The following is a 15,250-nucleotide window of genomic DNA, read 5'->3' on the forward strand; positions in this document are numbered from 1 at the left end:
TAAGCGCCGCTCAATGCCGCTTCAACAGACTCCCGCCATACACCACCGCCGACAACGCGGTGATCCAGAAGCTCGTCGGGCAATCGGTATAGAACGCGAGCGTCAGCCCGAGCCACGCCTGCGCGAGCGCGAACACGGCCGCGAGCACGAGACCCGTCGACAGCCGCGTGCTCAGGTTCTGCGCGGCGGCGGCCGGCCCCACCATCAGCGTGAACACGAGCAGCACGCCGACGATCTGCGTGCAAGCGGCGACGGCCAGCGCGGCGATCGCGAGAAACAGCACCGACACGCGGCGCAGCGACACGCCCTTCGCTTCGGCCAGCTCCGGTTGCAGCGACGCGAACAGCAGCGGCCGCATGATGGCCGCGAGCGCGGCCAGACTGACGACGCCCAACGCCGCGAGCACACCGAGCGTCGCTGCATTGACGCCGAGCACGTTGCCGAACAGCAGCGCCGTCACCTGCGTCGCGTAGGCGGTGAAGAAATGCAGAAACAGCAGCCCAAAGCCGAGCGACAAGGAAAGGATTACGCCGATCGCGACGTCGCGGCCGGCGAGCCGCTCGCCGAGCGCGCCCATGCCCACACCGGCCGCGAGCGTGAAGCCGATCATCCCCCAGATAGGCGGGATGCCGATCAGCACCGCGCCGGTCGCGCCGGTGAAGCCGACGTGCGACAGCGCGTGGCCCGCGAACGTCTGTCCGCGCATCACGAGAAAATAGCCGACCACGCCGGCCAGCACTGCGACGATCCCCGAGGCCGCGAATGCGTTCACCATGAAATCGTATTCAAACATCGTGCGTGTGTCCGTCGCGTGAGTCGTGCGGGTCTGGGCGACTGTGTGAGTGGCTGTGCGAATGCGTATGTCCGCCGTCCTCGTCGTGTTCGTGCCCGTGATCGTGATCGTGTTCGTGTTCGTGCTTCTCGACTTCGACGCCGCCCGACATCACGAAGATGCGGCCGTTCACGCGCATCACGTCGATCGGCGAGCCGTACAGACGCGACAGCACCGGCCGCGTGATCACTTCGTCGACGGTGCCGAGCGCCGCGACGCCGCTGCCGAGATACAGCACGCGATCGATCGAGTTCAGCAGCGGATTGAGTTCGTGCGCGGAGAACAGCACCGCGATGCCGAGCTCCTGCTGCACGCGCCGCACCAGTTCGACGACGCTCTTCTGGTGATGCGGATCGAGACTGATCAACGGTTCGTCGAGCAGCAGCAGTTTCGGATTGCCGAGCAGGCATTGCGCGAGCAGGAGCCGCTGCCGTTCGCCGCCCGACAACTCCGACAGTGGCCGCTTCGACAGAGTCGTCCCGCCGACGAGCTCGAGCACCCGATCGACGTCCGCGCGCGTTTTTGCATCCGCATGCGGCAAGCCCCAGCGATGACCATCGGCTGCCATCGCGACCAGATCGCGGCCGCGCACGCGACGGCCGGCGAGCGCGCTGCGCGTCTGCGGCATATAGCCGATCGACGCGTTGCCGCGCTCGACCGTCTGCCCGAGCACGCGGATCGCGCCGCCCACGGCCGGCACGAGGCCGAGCACCGCGCGCATCAGCGTCGTCTTGCCCGCGCCGTTGGGCCCGAGTACGCCGATGAACTCGCCCTGGTTCACGACGAAGCTGGTGTCGCGCAGGATCGTGCGGCCGCCCAGATCGAGCGTCACGTTGTCGAGTTCGAGCACGGGCCGGTCGCCGCGCGCGGTGGGTGCGCCTGATTGCGCACCTGCTGGCGTTTGATGGCCAGTCGGAATCATGGAGCCTTGCCTTTCGCGCTCGCGCTGGTCGCGCCGATCGCGCCGTTCGTGTCACCCGCCGCGAGCGCTTTCTGCAACGCATCGAGCTGCGTCAGCATCCACGTCTGATAGGTCTTGCCGGCCGGCAGGGTTTCGGTGACGCTCATCGTCGGTACCTTCGATTGTTGCGCGAGCTTCAGCATGCGTTTGGTCAGCGCCTCGGTGGCCTGGCTGTTATAGATCAGCACGCGCACGCGCCGCTCGCGCAGATCGCGTTCAAACGCGGCGATATCGGCCGCGCTCGCTTCGGTGTCGTTCATCGTGGCGAGCTGGAAGCGCTGGTTGCGCATGGCGAGGCCAATCGCGTCAGACATATAGCCGAACACCGGCTCCGTCGCCGTGACCGGCAAGCCCGCATAGCGGCCGTGCAGCTCGGCGACCTTCGCGTCGATCGGCTTCAGCGAATCGAGAAACTTCGCGAGGTTCGCATCGTAGGCCGACTTGTGCGCCGGGTCAGCAGCGCTGAGTGCGTCGCAGACCGCGCGCGCGACTTTCGGCATCGTCGCCGGGTCGTACCACAGGTGCGGATTGTCGCCGCCTTTTTTGCCGACGAGGTCGGCCGCGATGATCACCGTGCGATGCGCGCCTTTCGACGCGGCCAGCAGCTTCACCATCCACGGATCGTAGTCGGCGCCGTTGTAGACGACGAGGCTCGCATGCTGCAACGCGCGCGCGGTGGCCGGGCTCGCTTCGAACAGATGCGGGTCCTGGTCCGGGTTGCTGAGGATGCTGGTCACGTCGACGCGATCGCCGCCGAGTTGCCGGACCACGTCGCCATAAAAGTTCTCCGCGGCGACGACCGGAATTTTCGCGTCGGCGGCGAACGCGTTGTGGCCGAAGCCGAGCGCCGCGATCGCGAGCAGGCAGGTGCACAGATGGGTGCGCACAGACGTCGAACGCTTCAGCGCGCGGTGCGCTCTGGACAACATCGAACCGATTGTTTTCATCGTTGTTTCCTGCTGGGTGAGAGTTGAATCAGCCACTCGCGGTGGCAAGGCCAAATACGGGTGGCACGGGGTGGCCGCTTAGCGCGGCGCCGCGCCTCTGATCACGACGAATTGCCTGCTGCGCCGCCGGCGCCGTCAGGCTTCGCCGCTCGCGCACATGGCCCGCACAGTCCACTTAGCTCGATCACCTGACGATGCACCTCGAAGCCATGCGCGGGTGCGCTGTGCGACAGGCGGTCGGCGAGCTCGTCGCCGGGAATCTCGACGGTCGCGCCGCAACCGTCGCACATCAGGAACTGGCTGCGATGCGGCACGCCGATTTCGCAGCAGGCGACGAACGCGTTCTTCGATTCGATCCGGTGCACGAAGCCGTGCGCGACGAGGAAGTCGAGCGCGCGATAGACGGTGGTCGGCGGCATGCGACCGCGCTCGGGGGCGAGCGCGTCGAGCAACTCGTACGCGCCGACCGGCCGCTCGCTCGCGACGATCGCCGCGTACACCTGGCGGCGCAGCGGCGTCAGCGCGAGTCCCTGCGCCGCGGCGTGCGCGTCCGCATGCGCGAGCCGCATGGCGTGCTGTTCGGCGAGCGAGGTAGTCATCGGCGTGAATCTCCTGACATGGCGGCCCCCGAGCGGGCTGCAAGGTCGAAATGATATAACGTAGCGCGATTTTTTGTCAGCGGTGCGAATCTTTGCACGGCGGCACGCAGCGAACGCGTCGTGGCGACCCATGGCGCAATGGGCTTGCTCCTGCCGCGCTGCACCATCGAAATTCGTCCGCGTGCCTTGACATGATCCGGTCCGTATCCGATCATTCGATCACCAGCCGAGCAATTGTTCGCGTGACGAGCGTTCGCTCACCGCGCGCCAAAATGTAAAAACGAAGCGGAGACAGGCAGTGGCACGATTGCAGGACAAAGTCGCCATTCTGACGGGCGCGGCCAGCGGTATCGGTGAAGCGGTAGCCCTGCGCTATCTCGACGAGGGCGCGCGCTGCGTGCTGGTCGACGTGAAGCCGACCGACAGCCTCGGCGGCGCGCTGCGCGGCATCTACGGCGAGCGCGTGTTAAGCGTCAGCGCCGACGTCCGGCGCCGCGAGGACATCGAGCGCATCGTCACGAGCACGCTCGGCTGCTTCGGCCAGATCGACATCCTGTTCAATAATGCGGCGCTGTTCGACATGCGCCCGCTCCTCGACGAATCCTGGGACGTGTTCGACCGCCTGTTCGCGGTCAACGTGAAGGGCATGTTCTTCCTGATGCAGGCGGTCGCGCGGCAGATGGTCGAGCAGGGCCGCGGCGGCAAGATCATCAACATGTCGTCGCAGGCCGGGCGGCGCGGCGAGGCGCTCGTGTCGCACTACTGCGCGACCAAGGCGGCGGTGTTGAGCTATACGCAGTCCGCGGCGCTCGCGCTCGCGCCGCATAAGATCAATGTGAACGGCATCGCGCCGGGCGTCGTCGACACGCCGATGTGGAACGAGGTCGACGCGCTGTTCGCGCGCTACGAGAACCGGCCGCTCGGCGAGAAGAAGCGCCTCGTCGGCGAGGCCGTGCCGCTCGGCCGCATGGGCGTGCCCGACGACCTGACCGGCGCCGCGCTGTTCCTCGCGTCGGCCGATGCCGACTACATCACCGCGCAGACGCTGAACGTCGACGGCGGCAACTGGATGAGCTGAATAAAGAGCAGGGAGCGGGCACGTTGACTGCTCTGAGCGGCGCGTCATTCCGTCAAACGAACGCAGCATCACATAACGTACGAGAAAGGAGACAACGATGAAACCAGCTTTCAAATTCGCGCTGAAGGCGGCCGGTGCCGGCGCGGCCACCTGCTTCGCGCTGAGCGCATCGGCGGCGACGGTGACGATCGCGACGCTGAACAATCCGGACATGATCGAGTTGAAGAAGCTGTCGCCCGCGTTCGAAAAAGCGAATCCGGACATCAAGCTGAACTGGGTGATCCTCGAGGAAAACGTGCTGCGTCAGCGCGCGACGACCGACATCACGACCGGCAGCGGCCAGTTCGACGTAATGACGATCGGCGCGTATGAAACCCCGCAATGGGGCAAGCGCGGCTGGCTCGCGCCGATCACCAACCTGCCGGCGAGCTATGACCTCAACGACGTCGTGAAGACGGCCCGCGACGGCCTGTCCGCGAACGGCCAGCTGTACGCGCTGCCGTTCTACGTCGAAAGCTCGATGACCTATTACCGCAAGGATCTGTTCGACAAGGCCGGTCTGAAGATGCCCGACCAGCCGACCTACGACCAGATCGCCCAATTCGCCGACAAGCTTACCGACAAGTCCAAGGAGCAATACGGCATCTGCCTGCGCGGCAAGGCGGGCTGGGGCGAGAACATGGCGTACGCCACGACGGTCGTGAACACCTTCGGCGGCCGCTGGTTCGACGAGAAGTGGCACGCGCAGTTGACGTCGCCGGAATGGAAGAAGGCGATAACGTTCTACGTCGATCTGCTGAGGAAGGACGGTCCTCCGGGAGCGAGCTCGAACGGCTTCAACGAAAACCTGACGCTGATGTCGTCGGGCAAGTGCGCGATGTGGATCGACGCGACGGTCGCGGCCGGCATGCTGTACAACAAGCAGCAGTCGCAGATCGCCGACAAGGTCGGCTTCGCGGCCGCGCCGATCGAGGTCACGCCGAAGGGCTCGCACTGGCTGTGGGCGTGGGCGCTCGCGATTCCGAAGTCGTCGAAGCAGCAAGATGCGGCGAAGAAGTTCATCGAGTGGTCGACCTCGAAGGAGTACATTGAAATGGTCGCGAAGGATGAGGGCTGGGCCTCGGTGCCGCCGGGCACGCGCGAGTCCACCTACGCGCGCCCCGAGTACAAGCAGGCCGCGCCGTTCGGCGACTTCGTGCTAAAGGCGATCCAGACCGCCGACCCGGATCATCCGACCTTGAAGCCGGTCCCGTACACGGGTGTGCAGTTCGTCGGAATTCCCGAATTCCAGTCGTTCGGCACGGTGGTCGGGCAGAGCATCTCCGGCGCGATCGCCGGTCAGATGACGGTCGACCAGGCACTCGAGGCCGGCAACGCGGCCGCGAATCGCGCGGTCAAGCAGGCGGGTTATCAGAAGTAACCCGGCAGGCCCGCCGCATCGACCGATGCGGCTCATGCAGCAGGGCGGCCGTTCGTCTGCGCCCGATGCGATGCGGCGCGTGTCGTGCGCCATTCAGGCACGGCACGCCGCGTCGCACATACGCGGCTCCGGCGAACGCTCCGCGCGTTACCGAACAGGTGGTCCATCATGCGTCCTTTGCGCCTACCTCTGATGCAAACCCATCCCCAGACAGAAAAAGAACGCGAGGAGCGTAAGGCCAATTCGGCCCGCTGGCTCGTGGCGCCGTCGGTCGGCGTGCTCGTGCTGTGGATGGTCATTCCGCTCGCGATGACGATCTGGTTCTCGTTCTCGCACTACAACCTGCTCAATCCCGATCTGCGCGGCTTCGCAGGTCTCGACAACTACCGCTATCTCGCGACCGATCCGTCGTTCGGTCCGTCGATCGCGCATACGATCGAGCTGATCGTATGGGTGCTCGTGATCACCGTGGGCGGCGGCGTGCTGATGGCGATCCTGTTCGACCGCAAGTTCTACGGGCAGGGTGTGGCCCGCCTGCTCGCGATCGGCCCGTTCTTCGTGATGCCGACGGTCAGTGCGCTGATCTGGAAGAACATGATCCTGCACCCGGTGTACGGGCTCGTCGCGCAGGGCATGCGCGCGCTCGGCATGCAGCCGATCGACTGGTTCGCCGACTATCCGCTCACCGCGGTGATCATGATCGTCGCGTGGCAGTGGCTGCCGTTCGCGTTCCTGATCCTGTTCACGTCGATCCAGTCGCTCGATCAGGAGCAGAAGGAAGCCGCGAAGATCGACGGCGCCGGTCCGTTCTCGATGTTCTTCTACATCACGCTGCCGCACCTGCGACGTGCGATCGCGGTCGTCGTGATGATGGAGACGATTTTCCTGCTGTCGATCTTCGCCGAGATCTATACGACCACGGGCGGCGGTCCGGGCAACGCGACCACCACCCTGTCGTACCTGATCTTCGCGCTGGGCCTGCAACAGTTCGACGTCGGTCTCGCCTCGGCGGGCGGTATTCTCGCGGTCGTGCTGGCCAATATCGTGTCGATCTTCCTCGTGCGGATGCTCGCGAAGAACCTGAAAGGGGAGTACGAAAAATGAGCCACGTTGCCTCCACTACGGCATCGACGACGCAGCCGGTCGCGGTGCCGACCAAATCGCCGTTCGACACGATTCGTCGCGGCATTCCCGGCGTGATCGCGTGGCTCGTCGCGCTGCTGCTGTTCTTCCCGATCTTCTGGATGACGATCACCGCGTTCAAGACCGAGCAGCAGGCCTATGCATCGTCGCTGTTTTTCGTGCCGACGCTCGACAGCTTCCGCGAGGTGTTCGCGCGCAGCAATTACTTCGCGTTCGCGTGGAACTCGATACTGATCTCGGTCGGCGTCACACTGCTGTGCCTGATCCTCGCGGTGCCGTGCGCGTACGCGATGGCGTTCTTCCCGACGCGCCGCACGCAGAAGGTGCTGCTATGGATGCTGTCGACGAAGATGATGCCGTCGGTCGGCGTGCTGGTGCCGATCTATCTGCTGTGGAAAAACACCGGCCTTCTGGATACCGTGTCCGGCCTGATCATTGTCTACACGCTGATCAATCTGCCGATCGCGGTCTGGATGGCGTTCACCTACTTCGCCGAGATTCCGCGCGACATTCTCGAAGCCGGGCGCATCGACGGCGCGGCGACGTGGCAGGAGATCGTCTATCTGCTGATGCCGATGGCGCTGCCCGGGCTCGCGTCGACCGCGCTGCTGCTCGTGATCCTGTCGTGGAACGAGGCGTTCTGGAGCATCAACCTGTCGAGCTCGAACGCGGCGCCGCTGACCGTGTTCATCGCGTCGTATTCGAGTCCTGAAGGTTTGTTCTGGGCCAAGTTGTCGGCCGCTTCGTTGCTGGCGGTCGCGCCGATCCTGATCGTCGGCTGGCTGTCGCAGAAGCAGTTGGTGCGCGGGCTCACGTTCGGGGCCGTCAAATGACGGCTGGCCCGGGCATCGCGCGCTATGCGTTGATCTGCGATTGCGACGGCGTGCTGATCGACAGCGAAGCGGTGGCCGCGCGCATGCTGGTGCGCGAACTCGAGGCGCGCTGGCCCGGCATCGACGCCGCGCCGGTCGTGCTGCCGCTGCTCGGGCTGCGCATCGAGCGCGTGTTGCAGGACACCGCGACTCAGCTCGGCAAACAACTCGGCGCCGACGATATCGATGCGATCCGCCGCGCGGTCGAAGCGGCGGCGATCGAGGCGCCCGCCGTCGACGGCATCGAGATGGCGCTGACCCAGGTGCCGCTCGTCAAAGGCTGCGCGAGCAATAGCTTCCGGCCCTACGTCGAGACGGTGCTGGCGCGCACGGGCCTGAAGCGTTTCTTCGGCGAGCGGCTGTTCTGCGCCGACGCGGTGCCGAATCCGAAGCCCGCGCCGGACGTGTATCTGGCGGCGGCGCAAGGCTTCGGGCTCGCGCCGGGTGCGTGCCTCGTTGTCGAGGACAGCGTGACCGGCGTCACGGCGGCGGCCACGGCGGGCATGGCGGTGCTGGGGTTTATCGGCGGCGGTCATGCGAGCGATGCGCAGATCGATCGATTGCACGCGGCGGGCGCGCGTCATGTGTTCGAGGACATGCAGCAGTTGCCCGACCTCGTCGCGCAATGGACGCTCTCCGCGACGGCCGCCGCGCCATGAGCGCACGAATGCACGCGACGTGACACGGCATCAGGTAGCAGCACGAAGTAACGAGCAGCATCGAACAGCATTACACGGAGACACATCATGGCAAGCGTAACCTTGCGCAACATCAGAAAGGCCTACGACGAAAACGAAGTGATGCGCGACATCAATCTCGACATCGCCGATGGCGAGTTCGTCGTGTTCGTCGGGCCGAGCGGTTGCGGCAAATCGACCCTGATGCGGATGATCGCGGGCCTCGAGGACATTACGGGCGGCGATCTGAACATCGACGCCGTGCGCATGAACGACGTGCCGCCGGCCAAGCGCGGCATCGCGATGGTGTTCCAGTCGTACGCGCTGTATCCGCACATGACGCTGTACGACAACATGGCGTTCGGCCTGAAGCTCGCCGGCGCGAAGAAGCCGGAGATCGACTCAGCCGTGCGCAACGCGGCGAAGATCCTGCACATCGACCATCTGCTCGATCGCAAGCCGAAGCAGCTGTCGGGCGGGCAGCGTCAGCGCGTCGCGATCGGCCGCGCGATCACGCGCAAGCCGAAGGTGTTTCTGTTCGACGAGCCGCTGTCGAATCTCGACGCCGCGCTGCGCGTGAAGATGCGCCTCGAGTTCGCGCGCCTGCACGACGAGCTGAAGACGACGATGATCTACGTGACGCACGACCAGGTCGAGGCGATGACTTTGGCCGACAAGATCGTCGTGTTGTCGGCGGGCAATCTGGAGCAGGTCGGCAGTCCGACGATGCTGTATCACGCGCCGGCGAATCGCTTCGTCGCCGGCTTCATCGGCTCGCCGAAGATGAACTTCATGGAAGGCGTCGTGCAGTCGGTGTCGCATGACGGCGTCTCGGTGCGTTACGAGACCGGCGAGACGCAGCGCGTGTTGGTCGAGCCGGGCGCGGCCAAGCAGGGCGACAAGGTGACGGTCGGCATCCGCCCCGAGCATCTTCACGTCAGCACGACCGAGGATGGTATCGAGGCACGCACGATGACGGTCGAATCGCTCGGCGATGCCGCGTATCTGTACGCGGAGTCGAGCGTCGCGCCCGAGGGTTTGATCGCGCGGATTCCGCCGCTCGAACGGCATGCGAAGGGCAATACGCAGAAGCTGGGCGCGACGCCCGAGCATTGCCATCTGTTTGATAGCGAAGGCAAGGCGTTCCAGCGCAAGATTGTTGAGGTGCTGGCGGCGTGATCGCGCGATGACGCATTGCATAAGCAGGCGGCGCACGCGCCGTCTGTTGCGGGCAAGGTTTGCGCTTTCAGGATGGCGGGCGGCGAGCCCGCACGCGCGTTGGCGCGCCTTGGCGGTGCGTGAGGCGCACGCAAAGCGCTGTCGCTAGAGGGCGTTACGCGCTTTGGGTTGCCAGGTGAAATGAAAGCGCGGAAAACCTACCGGACGGCGGGGAGCCCTCCGGTGCGAGGAAGCGCAGGCTACTCACTCAGAAGAAGACGCTTAAGCTTGTCAAGGAAAGCCTCAGTGGTCCGCTCCCACGCCGTCGGATCGCACTGGTAGCCAAATTCCTCCTCGAAGGCCGCGTCAAGATTTCCCGCATGATCGCTCTTGAACCGGTCTATGTCGGCCACCGTCGCGTTGATCATGTCTGGCGTGCATCCGCTTGCACAAGCCCGGACCAACTCTTCAATTGTGTTTCCCCAGTAGTCGAAATCTTCATTGAAGTAGCCAAGGATCAATTGCCCCAGATCGTAATATTTCATGCATCAATACCCACCAATCACTTATCGAGCATAGCTGTGAGGATGTAGTACGGCATCCCGTTATACGCCCCGTACTTCAAAACAACCTCCACTTTACTGCTATCTACCAACCTGTCGGTCTTCCTGACCAATGCGTATCCAACTTTTCTTGCAACGTCCTTTCTCAGCGTCAAAACCCGGTTTGGTGCTGCTTTTGTCCATGCGTGAATCTGCAAGGCATTTGCGCGCATTGTTTCCGATATAGCCCACTCCGCCTCCTCAAGATTTACGAAAGACGAAACTACTTTCTTTTCCGGCTCCAGCCTGAGCCTCTCCCGCAACTGCGCTTCAGTCCTCCCGACATGTTTCAAAAGCGTATGTCCACCGATCTGGCTGCCCGCTTTTGCCTCGTGCATTTGCAGGTTAACCCGGCCCATCGTGACGCGCGCAGCGCGTGCCGCCCTGATCGAGCCAGCAAAGCCGAATGGCACGGCGATATCGAGGGACAGGCCGATATTGTTCGCCATGTCGGGGCTCGCCTTCATCGCTTCAGCGAGTTTCGTCGTGCCCTGCTGGGTCAGCGTGACCGTGTCCTGACCAGTCCAGACCTGCCGCAGGCCCGCCGCCGCCGAGTCCGAACCATGTACTCCGAACACGACACACCCGGCTTTGCTCGCCATCGTCGGGTCGGGCAAGACGCACAGCGCACCGCACCAACCATTTCCAGCACGCCGCCGACGACCTGCAACCCGCCCCACAGCCGGTTGGAAAGCATCTCCGTCTGGCTGATCGACTGGCGGGATAGCACGGCCGCGAGTTGCGGAGCACTCAGTACGACCTTCACTCCCTCGGCGTTATCAGCACCGGGCATATCGAAACCCTCTTATGTCTTTATGGGGTTCCGATGCTGCCGTGCTGACCGTCTCTCAAGATTCGGACGACTCCGAATTTTCCGTAGCCCGATGCACGGTGCCTGTTCTGCATCGGGCCGGACCAGGCGCAACATCACGCACGCCGCGATTTTCCGGTCATATCCTGTCCTGCATCACTCCAGCGGGCCGCTACACCAGACTTTCCCCTTCTCTCCGAATCATCCTTCGCCCATAGCCGGACAGTGAATCCACCGGTTAATGTGAAAGTCCGAGAAAAAAGAGAAGGGGACTTTTTGCATGTCACAGGTGAATGAGTCAGACGGCGTCCGCGTCGTACTGAGCGCCCCGCAAATGGCGGCCGTTCTGGTTCGTCAGTCGATTAGCCAGACTGAGATGCTTTCGAACCGTTTATGGGGCGGTTTGCAGGTTGTCGGCGGAGTATTGGAAATGGTCGGCGCGGGTGCGTTATGCGTGCTGCCAGAGCCGACGATGGCAAGCAAGGCCGGGTGCATTGTGTTTGGCGTGCATGGCTCGGATACCGCAGCAGCAGGTCTGCGACAGGTTTGGACCGGGCGAGATTCCTCCACGCTGATCCAACGCGGTACGGCGAAGTTGGCCGAAACTATGAAGGCCAGCCCCGACATGGCCAACAATATCGGCCTGTCGCTCGATATCGCAGTGTCGGCAGGCGTGGCGGGATCGATCAAGGCAGTGCGGGCGTCCGAGATCACATTGGGCCGGATCAACTTGATGATGCACGAAGCGAAGGCGGGCAGCGGGATTGGCGGGCACACGCTGCTGAAACATGTGGGGCGCACTGAGGCACAATTGTCAGAGAGATTGTTGAAGGAACCGTGGCGAGATCGGGTCTCGTCATTTGCGAATATTGCTGCGGCGGAATGGGCCATCTCGGAGACGATGCAGGCGAACCCCATTGCGATAAAGTCGTGGGTTGCTTCACCATCACGAGATTTGGCTTTAAGAAAGATGTCGGGAAAAACGTTGGCTACACCTTGTTCAAAAAATCAGAAAACTTGATAAGTTCGAGCAAGGTCACTGTTATTCTTCGACATCAGGCATACAATGGAATGCCATACTATATTCTCACCGCTTATCTGGATGCCTAATTTAGGGAAGTGAAAATGAGTTTAATCGCGGATATCCTCGCGGCGAGAGGCCCAACGATGGTTAGAATTTCCAATGTACTGGACTATTCAAATGACCTGTCCCTGGTACTGTCCAAATTCGGCCTGACTCAAGATGAGGCGATGCTTGTGCGCCATGATAGAGCCGGGGCCATTGCTATTCTCGCGAACCTGCTATGGAAAGGGCAGGCTTATGATTGTGAATGCATGGGCAGGAGTAAAGCGGAAGAGCTTGCTGAAAAAATAATTTCTGAAAATGAATCTAAAGAAAGTAGGTATTTTTCAAACAAGGAATCACCATCATCGGATTCGTGGAATGGTCTTACGGGCTCGACCTTTGACTCAGGTATTGTGATAAGTAGTGGGGATGGGCGATATTTCTGTATCTGGCTTGAAGATGAAGATTAATTTGATGTCTTCAGTTAAGTCATGAAACCAGTCAACTTATCCACTGCGGGCACCGTTTCACGCCTCCAACGCCGCCCGCGCGCACACCTCGTCGGTCACGAGCCCCGACAACCACCCCCCCTTGAGCACCGCGATCAGCGCCTCGCGCTTGCGCAGCCCGCCCGCGAAGCCGATGGTCGGCCGGCGCGGCGGCGTGTCGAGCGCAATGCTCGTCACGCGTCGGCCGGTCGGCGATTCGACGTGCGCGCCGGCCGCATCGATTGGCAGGCCGAGCATTTCGGCGACCGCGCCGTTGTGCATCAACTCCTTCACCTCGCCTTCCGTGATGAAGCCGTCCTCGTGCAACGGACAGGTCATCCCAATGTTGCCGATGCCGACGAACGCGACATCGGCCTGCGCCGACAGCGATTCGACGATCCGATAGAGACGGTGATTGCACCACTGCGCGCGCTCGGCCTCGCTGTCGGCGAGCAGCGGCGCGGGCAGCAGAAAATACTTGCCCCCGGTCTTTTCCGAAATGTGCAGCGCGACGTCGTAACGGTTCGAGGAGCCGTCCTGCGCGATCGCGCCGACCATCGATACCAGCCGATGCTGCGGACGGTCTAGCTGCGCGATCTGATCGACCGCGGCCTTCAGGGTGCGGCCGCTGCTGACCGCGACGACCATCGGCTTTTCCTCGCTCAGATAGCGTTCCATTACCTGCGCGCCGGCCACCGCAAGCTTGCGGTCGACTTCCTCGGGCGTATCGCCGTCGATCGGCACGATCTCGCATAGGCTGAGGCCATAGCGCTTCGACAACTGATCGGCGAGCGACAGGCAATCAGCGAGCTTGTGATCGACCCGCACGCGGATCAGGTTCTTTTCGACCGCGAACGCGACGAGCCGCTGCGCGACCGGCCGCGATACCTGCAGCTTCTCGGCGATTTCGTTCTGGGTATTGCCCGCGACGTAATAAAGCCACGCGGCGCGTGTGGCGAGATCGAGTTTTTCTGTGGACCTGGGCACGATGAGGTTTCGGTTGAAGTGCGCCGATGATAGCGGCCGGCGGCGCGTCTGTCGCGCGCGCCGGCCGCGGTTGACGCTCAGGCGAGCGGTGCGCGCGCGGGATCGAACAGCGGCCGTACGTGGCGATACAGCGCGCGATACGCTTCGAGCCGCGTGCGCAATTGCGCGTGGCGGCGCGGATTCGGTGTGAACTCCTTTTCGACAGGCGGCTTGGTCAGCACGGTGGCCGGCTCGCCACCGGCGGCGAGCCAGCCGAGACGCGCCGCGCCGAGCGCCGCGCCGGTTTCGCCGCCGCCGTGCTTGACGGTGACGGTGTCGAGCGCATCGGCGAGCAACTGGGCCCAGTAGTCGCTGCGTGCGCCGCCGCCGAGCAGCGACAACACCTTCGCCTCGGTGCCGGCCGCGCGCAGCGCGTCGAGGCCGTCGGTCAGCGCGAGCGTCACGCCTTCGAGCACCGCGTAGCCGAGCAGCGCGCGGTCGGTTGCGTGAGTCATGCCGAAGAATACGCCTTGCGCATAGGGGTCGTTGTGCGGCGTGCGCTCGCCCGACAGATACGGCAAAAAGAGCGGCGCGGTGGTCAAGGCCTCGGCGGGCAGCGCCTCGATTTCGGCGAGCAGCGTCGGCTCGTCGGTCGACGTCAGCTTGCAGACCCAGCGCAAACAGCTCGCCGCCGACAGCACCACGCTCATCTGATGCCAGCGGTCCGGGATCGCATGACAGAACGCGTGCACGGCGGAGGCCGGGTTCGGGCGGAAGCTGTCGCCGACCACGCACAGCACGCCCGAGGTGCCCAACGACACGAAGCCGTCGCCCGGTTGCGTCGCGCCGATGCCGATCGCGCTGGTCGCGTTGTCGCCGCCGCCGGCCGCGACGATCACGTCGTCGCGCAGGCCGAATTCGCGCGCGAGTTCCGGCAGCAGCGTGCCGGCCGGCGCGCTGCCTTCGCGCAGCGCCGGCATCTGCGCGCGCGTCATGTTGCAGGCAGCGAGCAGCGAATCGGACCAATCGCGTTTCGCGACGTCGAGCCACAATGTGCCGGCCGCGTCCGATGGATCGGACACCTTGCCGCCCGTCAGTTGCAGGCGCAGATAGTCTTTCGGCAGCAGCACGCAGGCAGTCCTCGCGAAAATCTCCGGCTCGTGACGCGCGACCCACAGCAGCTTCGGCGCCGTGAAACCGGGCATCGCCAGATTGCCGGCGACGCTGTGCAGTTCCGGCGCGCGCTCGGTCAGCTCCGCGCACTCCTTGTCGCTGCGCATGTCGTTCCACAGGATCGCGGGCCGCAGCACGCGGTTTTCCGCGTCGAGCAGCACCGCGCCGTGCATCTGCCCCGACAGGCCGATGCCGCGAATCTGCGCGAATTCGTCGGGATGACGCGCGCGCAACGCGGCGAGCGCCGTGCGCGTGCCGGCCCACCAGTCTTCGGGATTCTGCTCGGCCCAGCGCTGGTGCGGACGCGAAACGGTGAACGGCGAGCCTGCGGTGCCGATCACGCGGCCGTCGGAGGCGAGCAGCAGAACTTTCACTTCGGACGTGCCGAGGTCGATGCCTAGGTACATGGGAGCGAAACCTTCGTCGTTGGGGATGCGCTACTTTAGCGGTTCATCGC

General features: G+C 63.8%; 14 protein-coding genes and 2 pseudogenes. 8 read left to right on the top strand and 8 right to left on the bottom strand.

Annotation, left to right across the window (positions count from 1 at the left end; genetic code table 11):
• Positions 1-10: 10 nt before the first annotated feature.
• The 4 genes from OKW38_RS22170 to OKW38_RS22185 all read right to left on the bottom strand — a co-directional run bounded on the left by OKW38_RS22170 (position 11) and on the right by OKW38_RS22185 (position 3,339).
• A complete protein-coding gene (locus tag OKW38_RS22170; RefSeq protein WP_429363053.1) occupies positions 11-793 on the bottom strand; it encodes a metal ABC transporter permease in 783 nt (260 codons plus the stop codon).
• Positions 786-1,754 carry an ABC transporter ATP-binding protein gene (locus OKW38_RS22175; RefSeq protein WP_429363055.1) on the bottom strand — a complete coding sequence of 323 codons (969 nt, stop codon included), beginning with the start codon at positions 1,752-1,754 and terminating at the stop codon, positions 786-788. The genes OKW38_RS22170 and OKW38_RS22175 overlap by 8 nt, the downstream gene beginning before the upstream one ends.
• Positions 1,751-2,740, bottom strand: a complete 990-nt coding sequence (locus OKW38_RS22180) for a metal ABC transporter solute-binding protein (protein ID WP_429363057.1) — start codon at positions 2,738-2,740, stop codon at positions 1,751-1,753. Before OKW38_RS22180 ends, OKW38_RS22175 begins: the two co-directional genes overlap by 4 nt.
• Positions 2,741-2,841: 101 nt before the next feature.
• The gene (locus OKW38_RS22185) at positions 2,842-3,339 is read right to left on the bottom strand and encodes a Fur family transcriptional regulator (RefSeq protein ID WP_090801688.1); all 498 of its coding nucleotides are present in this window, start codon (positions 3,337-3,339) and stop codon (positions 2,842-2,844) included.
• 298 nt (positions 3,340-3,637) lie between these two features.
• Here OKW38_RS22185 and OKW38_RS22190 point away from each other — a divergent pair, with 298 nt between their 5' ends.
• The 6 genes from OKW38_RS22190 (at position 3,638) to OKW38_RS22215 (ending at position 9,708) form a co-directional block, all read left to right on the top strand.
• The gene (locus tag OKW38_RS22190; RefSeq protein WP_184006440.1) at positions 3,638-4,417 is read left to right on the top strand and encodes an L-iditol 2-dehydrogenase; all 780 of its coding nucleotides are present in this window, start codon (positions 3,638-3,640) and stop codon (positions 4,415-4,417) included.
• Between the two features lie 97 nt (positions 4,418-4,514).
• Complete coding sequence (locus tag OKW38_RS22195) at positions 4,515-5,837, top strand: ABC transporter substrate-binding protein (protein ID WP_090801684.1); 1,323 nt, start codon at positions 4,515-4,517, stop codon at positions 5,835-5,837.
• A gap of 168 nt (positions 5,838-6,005) precedes the next feature.
• Positions 6,006-6,941, top strand: coding sequence for a carbohydrate ABC transporter permease (locus tag OKW38_RS22200; RefSeq protein ID WP_090801682.1), 936 nt, complete (start codon positions 6,006-6,008; stop codon positions 6,939-6,941).
• Positions 6,938-7,813 (top strand): carbohydrate ABC transporter permease, encoded by an 876-nt coding sequence (locus OKW38_RS22205; RefSeq protein WP_090801681.1) that lies wholly within the window; start codon positions 6,938-6,940, stop codon positions 7,811-7,813. Before OKW38_RS22200 ends, OKW38_RS22205 begins: the two co-directional genes overlap by 4 nt.
• Positions 7,810-8,511: an HAD family hydrolase gene (locus OKW38_RS22210; protein ID WP_429363059.1), complete on the top strand. Its 702-nt coding sequence runs from the start codon at positions 7,810-7,812 to the stop codon at positions 8,509-8,511. The genes OKW38_RS22205 and OKW38_RS22210 overlap by 4 nt, the downstream gene beginning before the upstream one ends.
• Positions 8,512-8,598: 87 nt before the next feature.
• Positions 8,599-9,708, top strand: coding sequence for an ABC transporter ATP-binding protein (locus OKW38_RS22215; protein WP_090801678.1), 1,110 nt, complete (start codon positions 8,599-8,601; stop codon positions 9,706-9,708).
• Between the two features lie 239 nt (positions 9,709-9,947).
• Here OKW38_RS22215 and OKW38_RS22220 read toward each other — a convergent pair whose 3' ends face one another.
• Positions 9,948-10,232, bottom strand: coding sequence for a contact-dependent growth inhibition system immunity protein (locus tag OKW38_RS22220; protein WP_090801677.1), 285 nt, complete (start codon positions 10,230-10,232; stop codon positions 9,948-9,950).
• Between the two features lie 17 nt (positions 10,233-10,249).
• A pseudogene (locus OKW38_RS22225) lies at positions 10,250-11,082 on the bottom strand (RNase A-like domain-containing protein).
• A gap of 298 nt (positions 11,083-11,380) precedes the next feature.
• Between OKW38_RS22225 and OKW38_RS22230 the strand changes: the two are divergent.
• Positions 11,381-12,210 (top strand): annotated as a pseudogene (locus tag OKW38_RS22230) (RNase A-like domain-containing protein).
• A gap of 15 nt (positions 12,211-12,225) precedes the next feature.
• Positions 12,226-12,636, top strand: a complete 411-nt coding sequence (locus tag OKW38_RS22235; RefSeq protein ID WP_429335258.1) for a hypothetical protein — start codon at positions 12,226-12,228, stop codon at positions 12,634-12,636.
• Between the two features lie 57 nt (positions 12,637-12,693).
• Here the strand turns inward: OKW38_RS22235 and OKW38_RS22240 are convergent, their stop codons facing one another.
• Positions 12,694-13,641 (bottom strand): sugar-binding transcriptional regulator, encoded by a 948-nt coding sequence (locus OKW38_RS22240; RefSeq protein ID WP_429363061.1) that lies wholly within the window; start codon positions 13,639-13,641, stop codon positions 12,694-12,696.
• A gap of 77 nt (positions 13,642-13,718) precedes the next feature.
• On the bottom strand, positions 13,719-15,200 hold the full coding sequence (xylB, locus tag OKW38_RS22245) for a xylulokinase (RefSeq protein ID WP_090801671.1): 1,482 nt from the start codon (positions 15,198-15,200) through the stop codon (positions 13,719-13,721).
• Between the last annotated feature and the right edge of the window lie 50 nt (positions 15,201-15,250).

The organism is Paraburkholderia sp. MM5496-R1 (assembly GCF_050436205.1).
Lineage (GTDB): Bacteria > Pseudomonadota > Gammaproteobacteria > Burkholderiales > Burkholderiaceae > Paraburkholderia > Paraburkholderia tuberum.